Here is a 24,048-nt window from a genome sequence, read left to right on the forward strand (position 1 = left end):
TCCTGCTTGGTAGCCATGTTGGCTTTGATGTCTTCAAGCTCCTGCTTGGTAGCCATGTTGGCTTTGATGTCTTCAAGCTCCTGCTTGGTGGCCATGTTGGCTTTAATGTCTTCGATCTCTTTTGTGAAACTATGCTTCACTTCTTCGAGTTCTTGTTTAGTGGCCATGTTGGTTCTAATATCTTCGAACTCTTTTGTGAAACTATGCTTCACTTCTTCAAGCTCTTGTTTCGTTGCCATGTTGGCTTTAATATCCTCAAGCTCTGTTGAGAAGTTTTGCTTCACTTCTTCGAGTTCCTGTTTCGTTGCCATGTTTGTTTTGATATCGCTTACTTCATGTTCGATCATTTGGAGCTTGTCCAAAATTTGGTTCAATATCGCTTCCAAGGAAAATCCTCCCTTCTTATATAGTAGCCATGAAAAAGTGGGTGATGATGAATCGCTCCTTTCTTTTAAGGATTGGGGGAAACGAGCGTGTAGAGTAAGTGGTTGAGGAAAGGGATGGGATTGTAGCGCAGAACAAACGAGGATCATCGTTTCCCATTCATATTATAAATGATTCACAGAAATTTGAACATAACGTTTTGTGTCATTGTCGCTTTGCATCCATCCAGGAAAAGGAGCGCGTTTTAGCCTGTACGGTCATGTTAATCCCGACAGCGACATTGTTTTAATAAAAGGGTTTGATTCGGAATCGTTCATGATCAATACACGGCTTACTTAATAAAGAAAGAGCTGGCTCCAAAAGTCCGCTTTTTAGCGGATTTTTGGGTCAGCTCCCTTCGTTTGTGAGCGTTTTCAATCACTTGTGGCATTTGTCCGGCGTGGTGTGTTCCATTTCCTTTTGCTTGTCATGGCACGGAAAGCAGTACAACGTCTCTGTTTCTCGGCTGACGACGCCATTTAAGAACCCATGCAGACAATGGATCGGCTTGCCGCATTGCGCGCAAAAGCCAACAAGCTCTTCCAACCGCCATTTCTCCTTTCATGGGGATTGAACATGTTCACCTTCGGGCTGTGACGCTCGTCACTACCGCCCAAGGCTCAAGCGGTTATGATAAAGTATATAATTCATTATACTACAAAGGAGGCCAATGTTATGAACCAATTTGCTGCCAAAATCCACGCCCCGGACTATCCGCCGCGGGATCGCCATCCGGCGATTTTCCGGCTGTTTGACAGCCTGAAGCCGGGGGAAGTAATGGAGCTTGTCAATGACCATGATCCGCGTCCGTTGCAATACCAATTTATGATGGAGCGTCCGGATCAGTTTACGTGGGAGTACTTAGAGGAAGGGCCGGACGTATGGCGGGNGGCTGTTTGACAGCCTGAAGCCGGGGGAAGTAATGGAGCTTGTCAATGACCATGATCCGCGTCCGTTGCAATACCAATTTATGATGGAGCGTCCGGATCAGTTTACGTGGGAGTACTTAGAGGAAGGGCCGGACGTATGGCGGGTGGCGATCGGCAAAAAATAAATCATCCGCTCCATAGGGATTTCCGTCGACAGGCGGAAATCTTTTTTTTTCGCCGGTTGGTATGGTACGGTAAAAACAAACGATGGATGTCCGGAAAGGGGAAGCATGATGAAACAAACGATTGCCGGAGCGGTGCTCGCCGGCGGCCAGTCGCGCCGGTTTGGGCGGCCGAAGGCGTTTGCGTTGCACGAAGGAGCTCCGTTTTTCACTTGGTCCGTCGCGGCGCTGCGATCCGTCGCCGATGAATTGTACATCGTCAGCCACCCGTCGCTTATCGATGAATTCCGCCGGCAAACGGACATCCCGGTGCTGCTCGATGTGGAGCGCTGCCGCGGCTGTGGGCCGCTTGCCGGCCTTTACACCGTCATGGAACAGAGCCGAGCCGACTGGGTGTTCGTCCTGCCGTGCGACATGCCGTACATGCGGCGGGAAGTGGCGGAGCGGCTTGCTTCCTATATCGATCCGACGTTTGACGCCATCGTTCCACTCCATGGCGGCCGCCCAGAGCCATTGGTCGCTCTATACCATCGTCGGCTTCGTTCCGTGATCGCCGAGCTGCTTGACGCCGGCGAACGGCGGATGATCTCGCTTATTGACGGCGCCCGCGTCCGCTATGTTGACGCCCAACAGCTTGCCGCGGATGAAACCGTATGGCGCAATGTCAATACGGAGGGAGAGTACCGGTGAAGGGGGAATTGTGGCCGAAGGAGACACAGCATATACTTTTTTTCAATCAGAAGAGCCATCCTTGACCACGAAATGGTTCTTTTTCCCGGCTTTTCACCATAAAATGCACTTGATGCAGGAAGACGCTCATGATACGCAAGTGAAAAATGATTTCGCCTGTACAATAACTGTCAATAAAAGGTCAAGTGCACCTTTTGATGATGACCTTGAATTTTATGAAACGGCAATAGGGCGAAAAAGAACCGCACGACTTCGGCTCTTTTACGTTATTGGACTGGAGGTTGATTTCCTTCGCCAAGTCCGCCACTTCGAGGACGGTCAGCCCCGTTCGTTTCGCGACTTCGTGAAATGTCTTTGGCGTGGTACGAGACCCCGTCTGGCATCGTCTCATCTCCACTCGTTTTTACTTAAATGTTATACCGCCTGTTTAAACGGCTGTCATCTTCGCTCATGGCACGATCGCCATCTGTTGTGGCCTCGCTGCGGATGTGATCGATATCACATAACGCGCCTGAATGTTGCGGTACAATGGAGGCCAAGGAGGGAATTGGATGCACGATTTCAATAAAAACCCGTTTATCGTCATTTGGGAGTTGACACGGGCGTGCCAACTCAAGTGCCTTCATTGCCGCGCTGAAGCGCAATACCATCGCGATCCGCGCGAGTTGACGTTTGAGGAAGGGAAAAAACTGATCGATGAGATTTACGAGATGGATCAGCCGATGCTCGTCTTTACGGGCGGCGATCCGCTCATGCGTCCGGATGTGTACGATTTAGCGAAATATGCGATCGATAAAGGGCTGCGCGTGTCAATGACGCCAAGCGCGACGCCGAACGTGACGAAAGAGGCGATCCGCAAAGCAAAAGAGGTCGGTCTGTCGCGCTGGGCGTTCAGCCTTGACGGGCCGAACGCCGAGATTCACGACCATTTCCGCGGCGTGAGCGGCTCGTTTGATTTGACGATCCGTGCGATTCAATACTTGCATGAGCTCGACATTCCCGTGCAAATCAACACCGTCATTTCGCGATACAACGTTCATGTGCTTGATGAAATGGCGGAATTGGTTGAGAAGCTGAAATGCGTCCTTTGGAGCGTCTTTTTCCTTGTGCCGACAGGCAGGGGGAAGGAGGAGGACATGATTTCCCCCATCGAGCATGAGCGGGTGTTCCGCTGGTTGTATGAAACGAGCAAGCGCGTTCCGTTTGACATTAAAACGACAGCCGGCCAGCATTACCGCCGCGTTGTGCTGCAGGCGAAAATGCGCGAAGGAAAAGCGACAAAAGGCGGCATCCGTTACGAAGATGTGTTGAACCAAGGGTTGACCGGACAAGTCGACGGGCTCGGCCGCGCGCCGAAAGGAGTAAACGACGGCAACGGTTTCGTCTTTATTTCCCATATTGGCGACGTCTATCCGAGCGGGCTGCTGCCAGTCAAAGCCGGGAACGTCCGGGAAACGCCGCTGGCGGACATTTACCGACACTCGCCGATTTTCCAAGACTTGCGCAATCCGGACAAATATAAAGGAAAATGCGGCGTCTGCGAGTTCCGATATGTGTGCGGCGGCTCTCGTTCACGCGCTTACGCTGTAACGGGCGACTATTTGGAAAGCGAGCCGTATTGTGTTTACATTCCAAAGGCGCTGCGGACAAAAGAGCGAAGCCAACGGTAAGAGGGCGGTGAAAAACGGCCGCTTAAAATGACGGCGCTACGGCGTTCGTGAGACGGTTGCCCGGGCGCATGCGGCGGATGTTGGATGTGTGTTCAAAACATACGGGGGAGGAGCAGGCGCCCTTCCCCATTTTTGTTGAAAGATCATTCGTGGTTCAACTCGACTATAAAGGTCTCGGGCCCGGTCGGCGCCGCGCTTCCCCCTTTTGGTTCGAGGCTCGCTTTAATTTGCTTGAACTGTTTGACATCCTCGCCGGTGATCAAAATGCGCGCCGCTCCGTGGCGGATCGTCAACAGTTCCCCTTTGACCTCGTTGTTGGTGTAAATGATCCACAATTGATAATCGCGGGCCGCAAACGGCGGCAGCCCTTCAATTTCCATCAACATTTCCTTCGTATCGTCATTGAGCCAAATCGTGCCGTCCATCTGTTGAAAGAGCGCCGATGGCTCAATCGGAATTTGTTTCGTTTTGGGATTATGGATGATTCGCTCGATCGGAATGTCGGTATGTTGTTCGACAATCTGGTATCGATATGGCTCATCCGATCGGTCATGGGAAGCGGCTGGTCCGTCGCTGGGAGCGGAAAGGCGCAAGGTGAAAAGGAAAACGGCCAAAGCTGCACCGATCCACCCGCCTGCCATGCGGAGACCGCGCCGCATCCGCTTCGTTTGTTTTTGCGCTTCTGCTTGGGCCCAAATTCGCTCTTTATGAGAAAGGGGAGGTGCTTCATATTGAGCTTCCTCCTTAAGCCCGATGTTTTTCCACGCTTCAAGCAAGCGTTGGCATTCAAGGCACTGCTTTAGATGGTTGGACACGTCTTCTTTTTCTTGCTCTGGCAGCATGCCTAACAGCCAGTCCACGATTTTTGCTTCCGAAATATGGCTATGCTTCATGCTGTTCTTCACCTCTGCCAGCCCCCATCCAGTGGAACAGCTCTTTTTGTTTCCGCAAATTGCGCAAGCCGTAGCGGATGAGCGACTTGACGGAGCCTAACGGTTTGTTCATCGCGGCGGCGATTTCCCGCTGTGTTTCCCCATGAAAGTAAAAGTGAATGATGGCTTGCCGCTGCTCCTCGGGGAGATGGGTTAAAGCGTCTATGATGACTTGTTGTTCCAGTTGGCGGAGAAAATCAAATTCCGCCCCCTTTTCTGTTAAAGCTGCTTCCTCAAGGCGGCTCACTAAAAGGTCCCGTTTCTTGCGCAGGCGGTCGAGCGACCGGCTTTTCGTTTTCACGGCAAGAAAGGCTTGAACGCTTCCCCGTTTCGGGTCGAATTGATGCGGTTTTTGCAAGATTTCGAGAAACACATCGTGGCTGACATCTTCCGCCTCCACCTCGTCGCCGACGATCCGAAGAGCGATATGATAGACCATCGGAGCGTATTTTTCGTAAAAACGGTCAAAGGCGGCGCGCGAGCCTTCGGCGATCTTCTCGAGCAGTTCGAGGTCTTTCCGTCGGTCTTCCATCTTGCCCACCTCCCGACGCATGCTTGGAATGGTTGCTCTGCATCTATTCTACAACTGAATTTTTCTCCTGCAAAACAAATCCATTGATCCATTTCTGGCGTATACGAAGTGAAAACAGAAGGAGGGAGTGAATGTCGTGCAAAGCAGGATCATCATGATGTTCGCCATGATCTTGACTCTCTTTTCGCTTCTTCTTCCGATCCGCCCGGCATCGGCGGCAAGCGGTGTTGTTCTCTTCACGCCATACACCGGGCTTTCCGTGACGCCGGGGGAAACAATCGACTATACGGTCAATGTCATCAACAACGGTTCCAACATTGAAAACGTCACCTTCTCGTTTGACCACCTGCCGAAAGGATGGTCGACTTCGATTACCGCTGAGGGGAGAACGATTGAGCAGCTGTCCGTCCGAGGCGGAAAAGAAGAAGAGGTCACGTTGGAAGTGACCGTGCCGCTGGATGTCGACAAGGGGGATTACCGCTTTTGGCTCGTCGCGAAAGGGGACAGTGGTTCATCGAAATTGCCGCTGCTTGTCCGCGTGACGGAACAAGGATCGTTTAAAACGGAACTGACGTCGGAACAAACGAACCTCGAGGGGCACGCGGATTCGAGCTTCACGTATGATGTCACGCTGAAAAATCGAACTGCCAAGACGCAAAATTACGCGTTAAGTTCGGCGGCGGAAAAAGGTTGGCAAGTCACGTTCAAATCGGAAGGCAATTCCGTTACGTCGGTGAAGCTCGAGCCGAATGAATCAAGAGACATTACCGTAGAGGTTAAACCGCCGGAAAATGTGAAAGCGGGCACGTACAAAATCCCGATCAAAGCGCAAACGAGCGATACGTCGGCTGAGCTGACGTTAGAAGCGGTCATTACGGGCACGTATGCGCTCAAACTGACGACGCCGTCAGGAAACTTAAGCACCGATGTGACGGCGGGGCATGAACGGGTGATCGATCTTGTTGTCAAAAACACCGGAAGCGCTCCACTTTTGAACATCAATATGACGGCTGACGCTCCGCCTGATTGGGAAGTGGAATTCGATCAAAGCACGATCGCCCAGCTGAACCCGGGCGATTCCAAAACAGTCAAGGCGAAAGTGAAAGCGTCGGATGAAGCGATCGCTGGGGATTATGTTGTCAACTTCCAGGCGCAAACGGCGGAAACGTCGGCGGAGGCGGCGTTCCGCGTCTCGGTCAAAACGTCGACCGTTTGGGGAGTGGTGGCGGTGTTGATCATTCTCGGGGTGGCCGGAGGGCTGTACTATTTGATCAAAACATACGGGAGGAGGTAAGCATGGCAGCACCCGCTGTCATCGAGCTTGACAACTTGTGCAAAACGTATGGCGACCATCGGGCGGTTGACCATTTGTCGCTTTCCATTCAAAAAGGGGAAATTTTTGGGCTTCTTGGCCCGAACGGGGCCGGAAAGACGACGACGATTTTGATGATGCTCGGGCTCACCGAGCCGACGTCCGGCATGGTTAGGGTATGCGGGATCGATCCAGTGCGAAATCCCATTGACGTTAAACGGAAAGTCGGGTACTTGCCGGATGATGTCGGCTTTTACCATCACATGACAGGGTTGGAGAACTTGCTGTATACGGCAGCGTTAAACGGCATTCCTCGCGCCGAGGCGGAAAAGCGAGCGTGGGAGCTACTCGAGAAGGTGAATTTGACCGATGCGGCCCATAAAAAAGCGGGGAAATACTCGCGGGGAATGAGGCAGCGGCTCGGCTTGGCCGATGTGTTGATGAAGCGCCCGGAAGTGATCATTTTGGATGAGCCGACGTTGGGCATCGACCCTGAGGGAGTGCGCGAGCTGCTTCGGCTGATCCGCGATTTGAGCCGCCATGAAGGCATCACGGTCCTGCTGTCCTCGCACCAATTGCACCATGTGCAGAAAATTTGCGACCGAGTCGGCTTGTTCGTGGGCGGCCGATTGTTGGCCGAAGGGAATATCGAACGCCTGGCGCAACAGCTGTTTTTGCAGGATGCCTATGTCATCCATGTGGTTGCTTCGCCGCTTGACGCTTCCTTACGGTCCAAAATCGAGGCGATTCCGGGCGTCAATAAAGTGGAGCAAACGGAAGATGGATGGGATGTGTATTGCCAAACGGATGTGAGCGCCGCCATCAGCCAGACGATCATCGAATCAGGATCTTCGCTGTTCCATCTCAGCCGGCGGGATTTTGGACTTGATGAGATTTATCACCGCTATTTTGAAGGGAGGGATGTACGTGAAGGCCAGTAAGGAAGAGCGATGGGCAAACGATGTTTTTTCATATGTGAAAAGATGGAGCGAACGGCTGAAGGTGGGTGCGCTTGATGAGAAGAAACGAGCAAGAGGGGCAAACAGCGCCTTTTCGGCCATTGTCAAAAAAGAACTGGCCGATTATTTGACGAGTTGGCGCATGATCATTTTAATCGCCCTCATCTTGCTTACTTGCTTCGGCTCGCTGTATACGGCGATGACGACAATCCGGGACGCGTTGGATTCCTCGGAAGAGGCCAAGGAAATCGCGAAAGGCGCCTACTTGTTTCTAAAATTATTCACCGTCTCGGACGGAACGTTGCCTTCGTTTCTGACGTTTGTCAGCTTTCTCGGGCCGCTGCTCGGCATCGCCCTTGGATTTGACGCCATCAATTCGGAGCGGAATCGGGGGACGTTAAGCCGGCTCATGGCCCAGCCGATTCCGCGCGATTATGTGATCAACGGCAAGTTTGTCGCTGCGCTGTTGTTGAATGCTGTTTTGTTTCTTTCGCTCGGCCTGCTCGTGATGGCGTTGGGCATTTTGGTCTTGGGGATTCCGCCTACTTTCGAAGAGTTTGCCCGCATGGTCTGCTTTTTGTTGTTATGTCTTGTGTATATCGCCTTTTGGCTGAATCTCGGCATTTTGTTTTCCGTCGTCTTCCGCCAGGCGGCGACATCCGCGTTGTCGTCGATGGCCGTTTGGCTGTTTTTCAATCTTTTCTACTCGATGATCGTGGAAGTGTTTGCGAAATCGTTTTTGCAGTCTGACGCCATTACGTCCGTCGAGCAGGCGGTCGGCCGTCAAGAGTTGGTGCTTGGTCTCATGAGATTGTCGCCGAGCTACTTGTTCAATGAATCAACAACCGCCTTGCTTTCGCCGGACGTCCGAACGCTAGGGATCGTCACGGTGGAGCAAACGGCCGGCGCTGTTGCGGCCCCCTTGCCGTTCTCGCAAAGTTTGCTGCTCATTTGGCCGCAGGCGACCGCGCTCATTGCCGCCACCCTCATCTGCTTTGCGATCGCGTATTGGTTGTTTATGAGGCAGGAGATACGGGCGAGTGGGTGAGAGGAATGTTCTCCTTTTGCTTCCAGTGGTGAACGGAGCCCGCTCCTTGGGCTTGGGTGGGGCTGTTTGAAAAACTATGAAATGCTGCAAAAGAGACGTGTCTCACCCAATCAATCATATCAATCATATCCGTTCCTTGATGGGAACGGATTTTTTTGGCCACCTTTGTTACGTTTTCCCATACATATGGTTTCCGGGAAAGGAAACAATATAAGTGATAAAAAATCAAATTTGACAAAACAATGACAATGATTTTGACGAAATGGTGACAACAACTTGAAATGTGATGAACCTCACAAATCTATTTTCCATGCCTACGTATGATGGAATTACGAACAAAGCCACATATTTTGAAAGTCAGGGAGGGGCTTTTCATGAATAAACAAAAGGCGCTGCTGCCGATTACGACATTCGCCATGATGTTTTCGTTCGCCGTGTGGGCTGTGTTTTCGCCGCTTGCGAGCACATTTCAAGAAATGTATGGGCTGACATCGACGCAAAAAAGCATTTTGGTCGCCATTCCGGTGCTGCTCGGCTCGATCATGCGTTTGCCGCTTGGCATTTGGACGGACCGGATCGGCGGGCGCAGGCTGTTTTCGCTGCTGCTCTTGTTTCTTGTCATTCCGCTTGTTGGCGCAGGGTTTGCAGATTCGTATGCGATGCTTCTGTTTTGGGCGTTTTTCATCGGCATGGCCGGAACGTCGTTCGCCATTTCGGTGACGTTCGTTTCCCGCTTGACTCCGCCGGAAAAGCAAGGGACGGCGCTTGGGATTAACGCGATGGGCAACTTCGGCACGGCGGTTGCTGCGTTTTCCGTTCCATCGATTGCCGCAGCGTTTGGTGTGCCTTGGGCTTTTTGGGGGATGATCATTCCGGTTGTCGTCATGCTCGTTCTCGTTTGGTTTTTCACACCGGATATGCCGAAGCCGAAACAACAAAAAACGGTGCGTGAATCGCTGTCGGTATTGAAATATAAACATACGTGGACGTTGTCGCTCTTTTACTTCGTTACGTTCGGGGCGTTTGTCGCTTTCGGCATTTACTTGCCGTCGCTGCTCGTTGACTTGTATGGGTTGACGCCAGTGGATGCTGGGATGCGCGCGGCTGGGTTTACTGTACTCGCTACGCTTGCGCGGCCAGTCGGCGGCTATCTTGGCGATAAAATCGGAGCTGAACGGGTGTTGACGTTCGTCTACGCTGGAATGACAATCGGCGCGTTGGTGATCGCGTTTGGAATGGAAAATATTTGGGTGATGACAGCGGCTTGTTTGTTTGTGGCCGTGATGTCTGGGATGGGCAACGGTGCGGTGTTCAAACTCGTGCCGCAGCTGTTCCCAGCCGAAACGGGCGCCGTCACCGGCCTTGTCGGCGCCTGGGGCGGACTTGGCGGCTTTTTTCCGCCCATTGTCATGGGGATCATCAAAGATGCAACAGGTTCGTACGTGCTCGGTTTTCTGCTCCTTAGTTTGTTTACCCTTATTTGCTTCTTGCTGAACCGGCTCGTATTTGGCAAAAAAGCCGGCGAACCGGCGAAGCGGTTCGCTTCTTGAATGGAATACCGTATAGAGAGGCTGAAAGCTTGTTCGCTTTTAGCCTCTTTTTTTGTTTGGGCGTGTTTTTCTGTTATTCAATGTGAGTATGCGTTTCACTATTGTTACATGATTAAAATATATTGCTCATTATTTCACAAATCATTCAAACATGGCCGTCTGTTGGTGATACAAATCACCAGGGAAGAAGTGAAAATGCCGTACGTTAAAGGTGTAAATCAAATCATCTAAGGGGGGAGAACGATGAAACGAAGGATGTCTTCGTTATTGTCCGTCGCGTTAGCCGCTTCGCTTCTGGCCGCATGCAGCAACGGGGGAGGAGGAGAGGCAAAGGCGGAAAATAAAAACGGAACAGCGGCAACTACGCAACAGTCTGCTACGAACATGTCAGCGGCGCATAAAGGAGTGAACCAAGCACCGGTGCCGTTGAAAATGGAGCGGATCGGCCCGCATGATGTCCGCGTTGAAATGACGGCGCAAGTCACTGACATTGAAATCGACAAAGGGAAAACGTATAAAGCTTGGACGTTCAACGGCCAAGCGCCAGGGCCTCTCGTTGTCGTCAATGAAGGGGATACGATCCATTTTACGTTGAAAAATATGGATCCAGCCATTCCACACAGCATGGATTTTCACGCTGTCCACGCCGCTCCGTCAAAAGACTTTGTTGACGTGATGCCGGGCAAATCGGGGACATTCACCTATCCGGCGAACAACCCGGGTGTGTTTATGTACCATTGCGGCACAAAACCGGTGTTGCAGCATATCGCCAACGGCATGCATGGTGTGATCATCGTCAAACCGAAAAACGGCTATCCGACCGATAAGGAAGTCGACCGTGAATATGTACTCGTTCAAAATGAGTGGTATAAATATAACGATATGAACGATTTCCAAAACGGTGTGCCAAGCTATGTCGTTTTCTCGACGAAAGCCTTGAAGCCCGGTGATCCGAATACGAACGGCGATACGTTTACGCTGAAAGAAAAACCGTTGCTCGCGAAAGTCGGCGAGAAAATCCGCCTCTATGTCAACAACGTCGGCCCGAACGAAGTAAGCTCGTTCCACGTTGTCGGGACGGTGTTGGATGATGTATACCTTGACGGCAACCCGAATAACCATCTGAAAGGGATGCAAACGGTGATGCTTCCGGCAAGCGGCGGTGCGGTCGTCGAATTTACGGTCACCAAACCGGGAACATACCCGATCGTCACTCATCAGTTTAACCATGCACAAAAAGGAGCCGTCGCCATGCTGAAAGTGACCGAAACGGGCGAAGACGACGGCTCAGAAACAAGCGGACATTAATGTTTCCCCATTTCCCTAAACGGGAGATAGCCGCCTAAAGTCCTATAGCTCTTATTATACGGCGGTGAAAAGAAAAAGAAGTGATTCGCATCACAACCAAAAAAAGAAAAAGAGAGCGTCCGACAGGCCGCGAACAACGGTCGATCGGGCGCTTTTCCAATTCAAGCGATTTTCTCGGAATGTTCTTCGGTTTCGGAAGTGCGGCTTTTTTCATCGGATATGACCCGGCCGCTTCCTGACGGAAAAGATGAGCGGGGACTTCCACCGTCACCGGACCGGGCCTGCCATGGAGCGCGATTTCGTAAGCGTGCTGAATAGCAGATGGAATATCATTGATCTCGTTTACTTGCAAATGGTATTTTGTCACTGGCGTACAAAGACTCAAAATATCGAGATCGGGAGCGTATAAATGCTCTTCCGGTGAAGGCCGCCCAATAATGGCAAGCAGCGGTACAGAATCGCTTAATGCTGCGGCGATTCCGGTAATGCTGTTTGTGACTCCCGCCCCGATGATCGCCACGCCGAGTCTTCCTGAAGCGCGGGCACAGCCGTCCGCGGCATGAACAGCCGCCTGTTCATGTTTCATTTCGATTATGATAGGCAAGGACAAGAGTCTAGCACATGACGGACAGGCAACGTGCTTTCGTGGCAGCAGCCAAACACGTGGGTGATCCCTTGAACGGCTAGCGATTCGATAAGTACATCGGCTCCAAGGCGTGTGGGAGGATGAACCATTTTGTCACCTTCTTTTTAATTTAAACAACTCATGTGTGCAATGTATGTGAATATCGTCACATGGAAGCACAAGGAACATCTTTTTCTCGTTTCTGCATAATCCATTCGTTGTTTGGAAATTATAGGGGAATAGAGGGAATCGGTGCAAATAAAGGAAGCGAGATGATGAAATGAGCGGACCGTCACTAAGAAAATTGGAAGCGCATCGTTCTATTCATCATGGCGCCTTTGCCGAAGCGAAGCGCCTAACTGAACTGTTGGAAACATTATATACCGATGGGCGTTGTGAGCATGCCGCTGAAGTGGCGGATGCCCTTGTAGAGCACTGGGAAACACGGATCATCGCCCATGCGGAAGCAGAAGAAGAAGGCTTTTACCGCGAAAAGGCAAAAGAGAGAGGGGAGTTGGCTGAAACGATCACCCAGCTCAAGCGCGACCACGACATGATGAGAACGTTGATTGCTGAAATTAGGCAGCGGTTGCCCGGGCAAATCGATCGCGAGGTGTTGACCCGCTTTCACACGCTGCTTCATATCAACCGCATCCATAGCACGGATGAAGAGGCGTTGCTTTTTTAATTGAAAGGCAAAGAAAGGAGAGGCAAAACGGAATGAACGAAAAACCTGCTCCGCTTTTGCGCAAACTGAAGTATTTCGGTCGGTCGGAAAAAATCGCCGGCCACGCTGAGTTGTCGCCATACGGGAGGGACGTAGAGAAAACATACCGCCGCCGCTGGCAACATGATAAAGTGGTTCGTACAACCCATGGAGTCAATTGCACAGGTTCGTGCAGCTGGAAAGTGCATGTGAAAGACGGCATAATCGCATGGGAGACGCAGCAAACCGACTACCCGACAACAGGCCCCGATATGCCGGAGTATGAGCCGCGCGGCTGTCCGAGGGGAGCGAGTTTTTCCTGGTATACATACAGCCCGCTTCGCGTCCGCTATCCTTATGTGCGCGGGGCGCTGTTGCGGCTTTGGAAAGAAGCGCTGCAACAAGAAGGTGATCCCGTAGCCGCGTGGAAGTCGATTGTCGAAGATCCGGAAAAAGCGAAACGGTATAAACGCGCCCGTGGAAAAGGCGGGTTCGTGCGGGCGAAATGGGATGACGTTTATACGATGATCGCCGCGTCACTGATGTATACGATTCAAACGTACGGGCCGGATCGCATTTTTGGGTTTTCACCAATTCCGGCGATGTCGATGGTCAGCTATGCGGCCGGGGCACGGTTTTTGAATTTGATCGGCGGCGCCTTGCTCAGCTTTTATGACTGGTATGCCGATTTGCCGCCGGCTTCTCCGCAAATATGGGGGGAACAGACAGACGTCCCGGAAAGTTCAGACTGGTTTAACTCAAGCTACATGATTGTCTGGGGATCGAACTTGCCGCAAACGCGCACCCCGGATGCCCATTTTTACGTTGAGGTGCGCTACCGGGGGACAAAAGTCGTCGCTATTAGCCCTGACTATGCCGAATTTGTGAAGTTTGCCGACAACTGGCTGCCGGTGCAGCCGGGAATGGACGGAGCGTTGGCAATGGCGATGACCCACGTCATTTTAAAAGAGTTTTATGTCGATCAATCCGCTGATTATTTTTCTGATTATGTTAAAAAATACACCGATTTGCCCTTTTTAGTCATGCTGAACAAACAGGGGGATCGTTATACCGCCGGCCGCTTTTTGCGGGCGAGCGACCTTGGCATGCCGCTTCAGTATGCGGAATGGAAAACGATTGTTTGGGATGAGCAATCAAAGACGTTTGCCGTGCCGAACGGGACGATTGGCCATCGTTGGGAGAACAGCGGGAATTGGAATTTGCAGCTGAACGATATGGACAATAAACGAATCGGAATCCGCCCGGCTTTGACGTTCCTTGGCCAGCAAGATGATGCCGTCGTCGTGCAGTTTCCGCACTTTGAGGCAGGAAATAAAACGGTGCTCGAACGCGGAGTGCCGGTCAAGGCCATTAAGCAAAACGGGGAGGCGGTGTATGTCACGACAGTATTTGACTTGTTGCTTGCCAAAATGGGCGTCAACCGCGGGCTGCCTGGTGATTATCCGGCCGATTACGATGACATGAAGCCATATACGCCGGCATGGCAGGAGGCGATCACTGGCGTTGATCGAAAGACGGCGGCGCAAATTGCCCGCGAGTTTGCCCAAAATGCCCTCGATTCCAAAGGACGCTCCATGATCGTCATGGGATCGGGCATTAACCATTGGTATCATTCCGATACCATCTACCGGGCGATTTTAAACCTTGTCTTGTTGACCGGATCACAAGGAGTTAACGGCGGCGGCTGGGCGCATTATGTCGGTCAAGAAAAAGTGCGCCCGCTTGAGGGATGGCAGACGATCGCCATGGCCCGTGACTGGGGAGGACCGCCGCGGCTGCAAAACGGGACGTCGTTTTTCTACTTTGTCACCGAACAGTGGAAATATGAAGATCAAAGCATGGATGAACACGTCTCCCCGCTCGTTGACAAGCCGCGCTACAAACATGGCGGCGATTACAATTATTTGGCCGCCCGACTAGGCTGGCTTCCATTTTATCCGCAGTTTAACGCCAACAGCATTGCGCTAGTGGAACAGGCGAACGCAAAGACGAACGAGGAAGCGGTTCAATATGTCGTTCAGCAAATCAAAAAAGGAAACATTAAATTTGCCATTGAAAACCCGTCCGATCCGATTAATTTTCCGCGCGTGATGTTTGTTTGGCGCGCAAATCTCATCGGCAGTTCGGCAAAAGGGCACGAATACTTTTTAAAACATTTGCTCGGCACCCATCATGCGAATTTCAGCGAACAAAATGATGACTTGAAAACGAGCGAGATCGTTTGGGATGAGAACGCGCCGGAAGGCAAACTGGATTTGATGGTCAATATCGATTTCCGCATGGCTGGGACCGGGCTGTATTCGGACATTGTTCTTCCGGCGGCGACGTGGTATGAGAAATATGATGTGAGCAGCACGGACATGCACCCGTTTGTTCATCCGTTCAATCCCGCCATTGCTCCGCCGTGGGAAGCGAAATCGGACTGGGATTTCTTTAAAGGGTTAGCCAAAACGTTTTCTGAGTTGGCCGCCCGCTATTTTTCCAAACCGGTGTTAGATATCGTAGCTACCCCGCTTTTGCATGATACGCGCGATGAGATCGCGCAGCCGTTTGGCGTTGTCAACAATTGGAAGGATGGGGCGGCAGAGCCGGTTCCGGGAGTGAACTTTCCGCGCTTGCATATTGTAGAGCGGGATTATAAGGAAGTATACAACAAGTTTGTGGCGCTTGGTCCGATGGTTCGTGAACAAATCGGGGCGAAAGGGCTCAGCTGGGATGCCAAGGAAGAATACAAATGGCTGCTTGATACGCTCGGCCCTTCGACGTTGGAAGGTCCGTATAAAGATTGTCCGAGTTTGTTGACAGACCGAGATGCTGCCGAAGCTATTTTGGCGCTTTCAAGCACAACGAACGGTTCCTTAGCTCTCAAGGCATGGGGAGAAATGGAGAAAAAGACGATGCAGCCGCTAAAAGATTTAGTCATTGAGCGGGCTGAGGAACATATTACCTTTCAGGCTATCACTGTCCAACCGCGGCAAGTGTTGACCACTCCTGTCTTTAGCGGAAGCGAAACCGGAAACCGTCGCTACTCTCCGTTTACGACGAACGTCGAACGGTTGATTCCTTGGCGGACGTTGACAGGAAGGCAGCATTTTTACTTGGACCATGAGCTTATGTTTGAGTTTGGAGAAGAATTGCCGACGTTTAAAGCGCCGCTCAGAAAGCTTGCCTTTTACGGCTATGACCGGCGTCCGCAAGTCAGCGGCAAAGAACTCACTCTTCGTTATTTGACGCCGCACTTTAAATGGTCATACCACAGCACATACGGAGATACGCTGCCGATGTTGACGATGTTCCGCGGCGGTCCGCACGTCTGGATGAACAAAGAAGATGCCGCAGAAGCCGGCATTGCTGACAACGACTGGATCGAAATGTACAACCGCAACGGGGTGGTCGTTGCCCGGGCGGTCGTCAGCCATCGCTTGCCGCGTGGGGTCGCGTTTATGTACCATGTGCAGGAACGTCATATTAACGTGCCCGGCTCGCCAATCAGCAAACTGCGCGGCGGCACGTTCAACAGCCCAACCCGCATCCATGTCAAACCGACGCAAATGATCGGCGGTTATGCACAATTAAGCTATGGCTTCAATTATTATGGGCCGACAGGAAATCAGCGGGATGAGCAAGTGATGATCCGCAAACTTGAAAAAAGGGAAGTGGATTGGCTTGAGAGTTAGAGCGCAGTTTGGGATGGTTATGAATTTGGACAAGTGCATCGGTTGCCACACATGCAGCATTACATGCAACAATACATGGACGAACCGCCCTGGGGCGGAATATATGTGGTGGAACAATGTGGAAACGAAACCGGGCATCGGTTATCCGAAAGAATGGGAAAACCAAGACGGGCATAAAGGCGGCTGGGTGCTCAAAGACGGGAAGCTCGAGTTGCGCGCCGGCGGCCGGGTGAATAAACTGTTAAACCTGTTTTACAACCCGAATATGACGGTGATCGACGATTACTATGAGCCTTGGACATACGATTATGAACAGCTGATCAACCGTCCGGAAGGGGAGCACCAGCCTGTCGCCCGGCCTAAGTCACAGCTGACGGGCGAATACATGGATATCACTTGGGGACCGAACTGGGAAGACGACTTAGCCGGGGTATATGAAACAGGAAAACGAGATCCGAACGTAAAAGGCATTGAAGAAAAAGTGAAATTTGAGTTCGAACAAACGTTTATGATGTATTTGCCGCGCATTTGCGAACATTGTTTAAACCCTCCTTGCGTCTCTTCTTGTCCGTCAGGGGCGATTTATAAGCGGGATGAGGACGGCATTGTGCTTGTTGACCATGACGCGTGCCGGAGCTGGCGGTTTTGTGTGACCGGCTGTCCGTATAAAAAAGTGTACTTTAATTGGAAAACGCATAAGGCGGAGAAATGCACGTTTTGTTTTCCGCGTATTGAAGCAGGATTGCCGACAGTTTGTTCAGAAACGTGCGTCGGCCGGCTCCGTTACATCGGTATTGTGTTTTACGATTTGGATCAAGTCGAGGCGGCCGCTTCGGTCCAAGATGAAAAAGAGCTGTACCACGCCCATTTGCGCATCTTTTTAAATCCGTATGATCCGGACGTGATTGAAGCGGCGCGCGAAGCCGGGTATACGGACGATTGGATTGAAGCGGCGCAACGCTCACCGGTTTATAAGCTTGCGGTCGAGCAAAAAATCGCGCTCCCGCTTCACCCGGAATACCGGACGTTGCCAATGGTTTGGTACGTTCCGCCGCTCAGTCCGATCATGGGGGCGTTTGACGGCGGGTTGGACGACATTCATCCGCATGTCATTTTTCCAGCGATTGACCAAATGCGCATTCCAATTGAGTATTTGGCTAATTTGTTGGCTGCCGGCGACACGGAGGTCATCCGCACGGTGCTGAAAAAAATGGTGGCCATGCGCAGCTATATGCGGGCGGTAAACCTAGGAAAAGAGCCAGACCGGAGTATCCTCGAGAAAGTCGGCATGGATGAACATACGGTCAAGGAAATGTATAAGCTTTCGGCTGTCGCGAAATATTCCGACCGTTATGTCATTCCGTCTTCCCATCGGGAGAAGGCCGGCAACGCGTTTTACGGTCAAGGGACGGCCGGCTATGCGTTTATGGAGTCTTGTTCCGGCTGCTCTGAATATGATGCGGAACGTTTTTACTCGTTTGATTGGGGGGATGAGGATGGAAGAGCATCAGAGACTATTTAAGCTCGCTTCCATTTTGCTGCAGTACCCAGAACGAGAATGGCTGGAAGATGAGCAGCTGTTTTATGAAATTTCCAAGCTCGCCAACCATACGGCCCGCAAACGGTTTTTACAGTTTCTTGACTACGCGAAAACAAAAGCGGTCGACGAGCTGTGCGAGCTCTATGTGCGAACATTTGATTTGAGCGATCGAACGACGATGTATCTCACGTACTACTTGTTTGGCGATCAAAAAGAGCGCGGCCAAGCGTTGTTAAAACTAAAAGAAGCATTTCGTCGTGCTGGTTTGGAACTGACAGAGGATGAGCTGCCAGATTACTTGCCGCTTATGCTCGAGTTTGCCGCCGCCGCCCCAGTCAGCGATGCGAAAAACGTTCTTCTCGCCCACCAGCGGGCCATCAAAGGGTTGGCGGACAGGCTCCAGGAGGTTAACCACCCGCATTTCTTTGTTTTGGACGGCTGTCTTGCAGGCATGGACGCATTTCTTGAAGAAGCAAAAGGGGTGGATATTCCAATAAGAGAGGAGGAGGCCACATGACACTGCTTGATCAGTTCCTTTGGGTGATCTATCCGTATATCATGTTGACGTTATTTGTTGCCGGCCATATTTACCGTTACAATACTGATCAGTTTGGCTGGTCGGCGAAGTCAAGCGAGTTTCTTGAGAAACGGCGGTTGCGTTGGGGAAGCGTTCTGTTCCATTGGGGCATTCTCTTTGTATTTTTCGGCCATGTTGCCGGCATTTTAGTTCCAAAGGCATTTTATGAATCGATCGGGATTACGGAAGAGATGTACCATTTTGGGGCGGTCTGGTTTGGCGGCGCCGCCGGGGTCGCGACTGTGATTGGGGTGGTATTGCTCTTATGGCGGCGGTTGAGCGTTCGCCGCCTTCTCCGCCATAGCAGCAAAAGCGATCTTGTTGTATTGCTGCTATTAACGATGGTCATTTTGACAGGGTTTACAAATACGGTTGGATATACAGCAACCGGCGGGACGTTTGACTACCGGGATACGATCGGCCCTTGGTTTCGCGGCATTTTAACGTTTCGGCCGCTGCCGCAGCTCGTCAGCGATGCGCCGATTGGATTTCAAATTCATATTCTCTCCGCCTTGCTGTTATTCGGCGTTTGGCCGTTCACCCGCCTCGTGCATGTATGGAGCGTCCCGGTGACGTATTTAAACCGGCATTACGTCGTCTATCGCCGGATGCGGGCGAAAAAAATTTAGTGAAAGAGCGGGGGCTGTCCATAAAAGAGTTGCTTGGCAACTCCTTTATGACAGCCCGCTAAATTTCATTCAATGCAGCAAATATCTGGTGGGCAGTCCTCGCATTGGATTTCCGTTTTTAAATAGTTCAAGTCGTGGACGGTGATTCTCCCCCGCTTCATGGAAATAATTCCATCTTGCTTTAACGCATTGAGCATCCGATTGACGCTCTCGCGTGTCGTGCCGCAAAAGTTGGCTAAGTCTTGGTTTTTTAACGTCACATCAATGAAAATACTCCCATCTTCAAGCGGGACGCCATAGCTGTTGCATAGGCGAATGAGCGTCGAATAGAGCGCCCCTTTTTTGCCGTTCATAATCAAGTCGCGAAACTTCGTCTGCGTTCGCCGGGCATGTTTGCTGATCCAGCGCATATATTCAAGAGTAAGGGTCGGATTGATCAGCAGCTGCTCTTCGAGTTCGCTTTTATTCATCACCGCTGCTTCACCCGATTCAATCACTTTGGCGGTCAATAAATAGCGCGGGTCGCTCGTAAACAGCGTTAGCTCGCCGACAATTTCTCCACTCCCGCAAATGCGGAAACACATTTCTTTTCCATCGGGGCAAATTTTGCTTACTTGCACCTTGCCGGAAAGAATCAAATACAGCTCATTGGCGGGCATTCCTTCTTGAAACAAAAACGAATGTTTGCGAAGCGGAATCACTTTTTTCGACGATTGCAGCCATGAGCGCAAGAGGGAAAAATCGCGTTTCTCCACTAGTTGGCTTTGCCGTTCCATGATTGACACCTCCATTTGTTCGGCTACTTCTATTGTAAAAAACATCACAGTAAGGACAGAGTGAAAAAAATCACCGTTTGTCACTTTTTTTGTGCAGGTTGTCACAAATTTTTCTAACCCGGATTTCCCCTCCCATATGATACAATCAATGTGAGCAGTGTCACAGCGTTTGCCTGCTCGTTTTCGTATAGTAGGATGGAGATGGAACAAAGAGAGGCTGACCTATGACATCGTTTTGGTCACCGGTTTGGTTATCGATCAAAGTATCGCTCCTCGCCGGCTTGATTGTCGCGGTCTTAGGGACAGCGGCGGCGAGGCGGATGGCGCGCCGCCGGTTTCGCGGCAAGACAGTGGTGGAGACGGTGTTTATGTTGCCGCTCGTGTTGCCGCCGTCGGTCGTCGGTTTTTTGCTCGTCGTCTTGTTTGGCCGACATAGCCCCATCGGCCAGTGGATCGAAACGTCATTTCATACGACCGTACTGTTTACGCCCGGTGCCGCGGTGATGGCCGCCGTGGTCGTGTCATTCCCGCTCATGTATCAGGCGGCCAAAACCGGGCTCGAAGCGGTCGATCCAACCATTGAAGGGGCGGCGCGCATCGATGGGGCGAATGAGCGCCAAGTTTTTTGGCATATTTCGCTGCCGCTTGCCAGACACGCGTTATTATCCGGGGCAGTGCTGTCGTTTGCCCGCAGCCTCGGGGAGTTTGGCGCAACACTCATGTTTGCCGGCAATATTCCAGGAAAAACGCAAACGATCCCGACCGCCGTCTATATGGCCATGGAATCGGGGCGAATGGAGTTAGCGTGGGCATGGGTGGCGGTCACGATCGGATTGTCATTCAGTTTATTGGTCTTTGCGACGAAACTCGGTCGTTTACGGGAATAAAAAAAGCCGCCTGACAACAGCGTGCGGCGAACGAAACAGAAAGGAGGGAGCGCGATGAGCGAGCGCAACCGAACGAACGTCATGGACCGCCTGTCCCGCCCGCTTCGCGACTTGCGGTTATCAGTGATCGACCAATGCAATTTTCGCTGCGTCTATTGCATGCCGGCCGAAGTGTTCGGGCCGAATTTTCGCTTTTTGGCGGAAGGCGAGCTGTTGACGGTCGAGGAAATGGCGCTTCTATCGGAATGCTTTGTCGAGCTGGGCGTCGAAAAAATCCGCCTGACAGGGGGCGAGCCGCTCTTAAGGCGCGATTTGGACGCGCTTGTTGCGCGGCTGTCTGCGATTCCCGGCCTGCGCGATATCGGCTTGACGACCAATGGCGTCCATTTAGTGAAATGGGCGCAGCGGCTGAAAGAAGCCGGGTTGAAGCGCGTCAACGTCAGCTTGGATGCGTTGGATGATGACATTTTCCGAAAAATGAACGGCATCGGCGTCGGCGTCACCCCGGTGTTAAAAGGCATCGAAGCCGCCCGGGCGGCGGGGCTCGGCGTCAAGGTGAACATGGTCGTCAAAAAAGGGTGGAACGACTCGCAAATCGTGCCGATGGCGGCCTATTTCAAAGAACAAGGCATTCCGCTCCGCTTGATTGAATTTATGGATGTCGGCACCACGAACGGCTGGGATTACTCCCATGTCGTGACGAAAAAAGAGATGTATGAACAAATCAACGCCATGCACCCTCTTGAACCGGTTGAAAAAGCGTACTTCGGCGAAGTGGCGAGCCGCTACCGGTACGCGGGCACGAACGTAGAAGTCGGCTTTATCGCCTCGGTGACGGAAACGTTTTGCCGGAGCTGCACGAGGGCGCGCATTTCCGCCGATGGCAAGCTGTACACGTGTTTGTTTGCTTCTGAGGGCGTGTCGTTGAAAGACAAACTGCGCGCCGGCGCGGGGAAAGAAGAGCTGAAGGCGCTGATCGCCGCCATCTGGAGCGAGCGGACAGACCGCTATTCAGAAGAACGGACGGCAGAGACAGCGAAACAGCGCCCGAAAATTGAAATGTCGTATATTGGGGGATGAAGAAAAACGGGAGCGCTCTTTTCATAAAAGAAGCGATCCCGTTTTTGGTTTATGTTTTCGGAAGTGCGAATCGGCGTCTTTCTTCCTTTAAACCTTCACCGCCGCCAACACGCGCGGGAAGAGGATGTTGTTTTCCAAATGGATGTGGGTAAACAAATCGTCTTCAAGCGCGGCCAGCCGGTTGTAGACGAGGCGATACGTGCCGCACGCGTCTTCTGGCGGGGTGAAGTCGTTTGTGATTTCACGAATTTCTTTCATCAAATCACCGGCGACATCATGCTCATTGACCAGTTCGCGAACGGCCCGCTCGACCGCCTCCCGGTTCTCCGGCGATGGGTTGTCGGCAAATTGCAAAATGAGCGGGAACGCTCCCGTTTCCTCTTTAATGAGATGCTGCTCGAGTTCTGTTTTTAACTCATGAAACAGTTTATGCACGCGGGAAAGATGCGGATGGTGCATGCCGTGTACGCGCAATACTTTCGTGACATACGGGCTGAGCTGCGGCAGTTCCTCGTTCAAATAGCGGTGGTGCGTGTTGATGATATGATCGACCAAGTCGGCTAGCGGCGCTTCGCCCCAGTTTCCGGCCGGTTTGTTTTGCGCTTCCGCGTAAAGGGTGTTCAGCTCGCGAAGAAGCGCTTCGCCATCAAGTCCGAGCTCTTCGATCGCTTCTTTTAACGGACGCTGTCCGCCGCAGCAAAAATCGATGCGCCGCGCTTTAAACAAATCAGCTGCTTTCGGAAATTGAGTAACAATATCGCCAATCAATGATTGTTCAGTAAACCGCTGTTCCATTCATCATCCCTCCATTGATCCAATCGTTACAGCTTCAGCATACCGTGTTTTCCGCGAAGGTGTTGTGACGGATCTCACATGCGTAAAAAAAGTGGACATCGATCCATGTGATAAACGTCACAACAGCACGTTTCTTCTTTATCGTACAATGAAAAAAAGCAGACTTTTGCTGATCCTTTTCGGAGGCGGTGTCTGCTTTCGTGGATGAGAACGGACATGTTCAGCAGATAACATACAGCGTGTTGACAACAGAAGCCAATCAAGAGAAGGAAAAGGGGAGACGGATATGTGGGCGTTGGTGAAGGGAAGGCAGTGGGAGGAGGAAAAAACAGAACTGGAGCGGCAACTCGCTGAGATGAAAGACGAGCTCACGAGACAAAAGGAAGCCATTCATGAGACGGTGGCAGGATTGCTCGGGGAGTTGCAGGAAATCGTTCACCAGCATGAGGTGGTCAACGGGCAACACCATGTATTAGGCCAGCTGGTTGACCGAACGAAAGAAAAGGTTGATAATGTCAGTACGCTCAGCAAGTCATCATATGCGATTTCCGATCGTTTATGCGAACAAGGGAACGCGTTGGTGGAGACGGCGGGTCAGATGGTCGCAGCCGCAAAAGAAGGTATCCGCATGTCGGAAGAAATGGAGCAGGCGATGGGGCGGCTCGGCAGTGAGATGGAAACGACATCGGCCGCGATGCATCGGTTGCGCGGCCGCTCGCAAGAAATTGAACAAATTGTGAAAGTGATCAAAGAAATCGCTGGCCAGACGAATTTGATCGCGTTAAACGCCTCGATCGAAGCCGCTCGCGCCGGGGAGCATGGCAAAGGGTTTTCCGTCGTCGCCGCTGAAGTGAGGAAATTGGCTGAGCATACGGCGGACAGCACGGAAACGATTCACCAGCTAACCGATGCCGTGCAGCAGGAAATCGAGCGGTCGCTAGAGCAAACGGAAGCCATTTCATCTTTGATCGAAACGGTTGTCCAAATGAGCATCCATACAGCTCGCAAATGGTCGGCGATGATGGAGCTGATCGATCAAGTCGAAAATCGAGCCCAAGACGTGCTAAACTATATTCAGGAACAATACCGCTATGCGGATAAAGTGAGGAAAGAGCTCGAACAGTCCGCCGCTTTGTTTGGCGAAACGCGGGAGATGATTTTGCGGCATATTGCCGATGCGAGCGTCGTTGATGAAAAGTTGGCAGAAGGCATAAAACAGCTGCAACAATGGCAACAACGTTGAAAGAACGATATGGTTGC

General features: G+C 51.8%; 22 protein-coding genes and 2 pseudogenes. 17 read left to right on the plus strand and 7 right to left on the minus strand.

Translation table 11 applies throughout. From position 1 onward, the window contains the following. A pseudogene (locus T260_RS131595) lies at positions 1-386 on the minus strand (hypothetical protein); the annotation flags it as partial. A gap of 415 nt (positions 387-801) precedes the next feature. After that, complete coding sequence (locus T260_RS1000000139930) at positions 802-969, minus strand: hypothetical protein (protein ID WP_014195091.1); 168 nt, start codon at positions 967-969, stop codon at positions 802-804. A gap of 129 nt (positions 970-1,098) precedes the next feature. Here T260_RS1000000139930 and T260_RS131590 point away from each other — a divergent pair, with 129 nt between their 5' ends. The 4 genes and pseudogenes from T260_RS131590 (at position 1,099) to T260_RS131580 (ending at position 3,834) form a co-directional block, all read left to right on the plus strand. After that, on the plus strand, positions 1,099-1,323 hold the full coding sequence (locus T260_RS131590) for a DUF2249 domain-containing protein (protein WP_023633800.1): 225 nt from the start codon (positions 1,099-1,101) through the stop codon (positions 1,321-1,323). Next, a pseudogene (locus T260_RS1000000138700) lies at positions 1,316-1,477 on the plus strand (DUF2249 domain-containing protein); the annotation flags it as partial. The gene T260_RS131590 and the pseudogene T260_RS1000000138700, both read left to right, overlap by 8 nt. A gap of 105 nt (positions 1,478-1,582) precedes the next feature. Continuing rightward, positions 1,583-2,164 carry a molybdenum cofactor guanylyltransferase gene (locus T260_RS131585; RefSeq protein WP_033007367.1) on the plus strand — a complete coding sequence of 194 codons (582 nt, stop codon included), beginning with the start codon at positions 1,583-1,585 and terminating at the stop codon, positions 2,162-2,164. A gap of 551 nt (positions 2,165-2,715) precedes the next feature. Beyond that, positions 2,716-3,834 (plus strand): TIGR04053 family radical SAM/SPASM domain-containing protein, encoded by a 1,119-nt coding sequence (locus T260_RS131580; RefSeq protein WP_014195094.1) that lies wholly within the window; start codon positions 2,716-2,718, stop codon positions 3,832-3,834. A 143-nt stretch (positions 3,835-3,977) separates the two neighbouring features. On the opposite strand, the gene T260_RS131575 is transcribed toward T260_RS131580, so the two are convergent. Beyond that, positions 3,978-4,727 (minus strand): anti-sigma factor, encoded by a 750-nt coding sequence (locus T260_RS131575; protein WP_014195095.1) that lies wholly within the window; start codon positions 4,725-4,727, stop codon positions 3,978-3,980. Further along, positions 4,717-5,298 (minus strand): sigma-70 family RNA polymerase sigma factor, encoded by a 582-nt coding sequence (locus tag T260_RS131570; protein WP_023633802.1) that lies wholly within the window; start codon positions 5,296-5,298, stop codon positions 4,717-4,719. Before T260_RS131570 ends, T260_RS131575 begins: the two co-directional genes overlap by 11 nt. Before the next feature lie 127 nt (positions 5,299-5,425). Here T260_RS131570 and T260_RS131565 point away from each other — a divergent pair, with 127 nt between their 5' ends. The 5 genes from T260_RS131565 to T260_RS131545 all read left to right on the plus strand — a co-directional run bounded on the left by T260_RS131565 (position 5,426) and on the right by T260_RS131545 (position 11,475). Beyond that, positions 5,426-6,592 (plus strand): COG1470 family protein, encoded by a 1,167-nt coding sequence (locus T260_RS131565; RefSeq protein WP_014195097.1) that lies wholly within the window; start codon positions 5,426-5,428, stop codon positions 6,590-6,592. Positions 6,593-6,594: 2 nt separating this feature from the next. After that, positions 6,595-7,551: an ABC transporter ATP-binding protein gene (locus T260_RS131560; protein ID WP_023633803.1), complete on the plus strand. Its 957-nt coding sequence runs from the start codon at positions 6,595-6,597 to the stop codon at positions 7,549-7,551. After that, the gene (locus T260_RS131555; protein WP_023633804.1) at positions 7,538-8,617 is read left to right on the plus strand and encodes an ABC transporter permease; all 1,080 of its coding nucleotides are present in this window, start codon (positions 7,538-7,540) and stop codon (positions 8,615-8,617) included. Before T260_RS131560 ends, T260_RS131555 begins: the two co-directional genes overlap by 14 nt. 374 nt (positions 8,618-8,991) lie before the next feature. Then, the gene (locus T260_RS131550; RefSeq protein WP_031212565.1) at positions 8,992-10,167 is read left to right on the plus strand and encodes an MFS transporter; all 1,176 of its coding nucleotides are present in this window, start codon (positions 8,992-8,994) and stop codon (positions 10,165-10,167) included. 243 nt (positions 10,168-10,410) lie between these two features. Continuing rightward, a complete protein-coding gene (locus tag T260_RS131545; protein WP_023633806.1) occupies positions 10,411-11,475 on the plus strand; it encodes a multicopper oxidase domain-containing protein in 1,065 nt (354 codons plus the stop codon). Between the two features lie 34 nt (positions 11,476-11,509). Here T260_RS131545 and T260_RS1000000138705 read toward each other — a convergent pair whose 3' ends face one another. Next, positions 11,510-12,061, minus strand: coding sequence for a thiamine pyrophosphate-binding protein (locus tag T260_RS1000000138705; RefSeq protein ID WP_232722236.1), 552 nt, complete (start codon positions 12,059-12,061; stop codon positions 11,510-11,512). Between the two features lie 319 nt (positions 12,062-12,380). Here T260_RS1000000138705 and T260_RS131540 point away from each other — a divergent pair, with 319 nt between their 5' ends. From T260_RS131540 to narI, 5 genes are read left to right on the plus strand one after another with little or no spacing between them, the layout of a single operon-like run. Beyond that, positions 12,381-12,788, plus strand: a complete 408-nt coding sequence (locus T260_RS131540; protein WP_023633808.1) for a hemerythrin domain-containing protein — start codon at positions 12,381-12,383, stop codon at positions 12,786-12,788. A gap of 32 nt (positions 12,789-12,820) precedes the next feature. Then, a complete protein-coding gene (locus tag T260_RS131535) occupies positions 12,821-16,504 on the plus strand; it encodes a nitrate reductase subunit alpha (RefSeq protein WP_023633809.1) in 3,684 nt (1,227 codons plus the stop codon). Continuing rightward, positions 16,494-18,026 (plus strand): nitrate reductase subunit beta, encoded by a 1,533-nt coding sequence (gene narH / locus T260_RS131530; protein ID WP_023633810.1) that lies wholly within the window; start codon positions 16,494-16,496, stop codon positions 18,024-18,026. The genes T260_RS131535 and narH overlap by 11 nt, the downstream gene beginning before the upstream one ends. Further along, on the plus strand, positions 18,001-18,561 hold the full coding sequence (gene narJ / locus T260_RS131525) for a nitrate reductase molybdenum cofactor assembly chaperone (RefSeq protein WP_023633811.1): 561 nt from the start codon (positions 18,001-18,003) through the stop codon (positions 18,559-18,561). Before narH ends, narJ begins: the two co-directional genes overlap by 26 nt. Beyond that, positions 18,558-19,250, plus strand: a complete 693-nt coding sequence (narI, locus tag T260_RS131520) for a respiratory nitrate reductase subunit gamma (RefSeq protein WP_023633812.1) — start codon at positions 18,558-18,560, stop codon at positions 19,248-19,250. Before narJ ends, narI begins: the two co-directional genes overlap by 4 nt. 65 nt (positions 19,251-19,315) lie before the next feature. Here narI and T260_RS131515 read toward each other — a convergent pair whose 3' ends face one another. Beyond that, the gene (locus tag T260_RS131515; protein WP_031212570.1) at positions 19,316-20,026 is read right to left on the minus strand and encodes a Crp/Fnr family transcriptional regulator; all 711 of its coding nucleotides are present in this window, start codon (positions 20,024-20,026) and stop codon (positions 19,316-19,318) included. 224 nt (positions 20,027-20,250) lie between these two features. Between T260_RS131515 and modB the strand changes: the two genes are divergently transcribed. After that, positions 20,251-20,913 (plus strand): molybdate ABC transporter permease subunit, encoded by a 663-nt coding sequence (gene modB / locus T260_RS131510; protein ID WP_023633814.1) that lies wholly within the window; start codon positions 20,251-20,253, stop codon positions 20,911-20,913. Between the two features lie 54 nt (positions 20,914-20,967). After that, the gene (gene moaA, locus T260_RS131505) at positions 20,968-21,993 is read left to right on the plus strand and encodes a GTP 3',8-cyclase MoaA (RefSeq protein ID WP_023633815.1); all 1,026 of its coding nucleotides are present in this window, start codon (positions 20,968-20,970) and stop codon (positions 21,991-21,993) included. Positions 21,994-22,080: 87 nt separating this feature from the next. On the opposite strand, the gene ric is transcribed toward moaA, so the two are convergent. After that, positions 22,081-22,788 carry an iron-sulfur cluster repair di-iron protein gene (gene ric / locus T260_RS131500; protein ID WP_023633816.1) on the minus strand — a complete coding sequence of 236 codons (708 nt, stop codon included), beginning with the start codon at positions 22,786-22,788 and terminating at the stop codon, positions 22,081-22,083. Between the two features lie 286 nt (positions 22,789-23,074). On the opposite strand from ric, the gene T260_RS131495 reads away from it, so the two are divergent. Beyond that, positions 23,075-24,031, plus strand: coding sequence for a methyl-accepting chemotaxis protein (locus T260_RS131495; protein ID WP_023633817.1), 957 nt, complete (start codon positions 23,075-23,077; stop codon positions 24,029-24,031). Positions 24,032-24,048: the final 17 nt, after the last annotated feature.

The organism is Geobacillus thermopakistaniensis, assembly GCF_000498995.1.
Lineage (GTDB): Bacteria > Bacillota > Bacilli > Bacillales > Anoxybacillaceae > Geobacillus > Geobacillus thermoleovorans.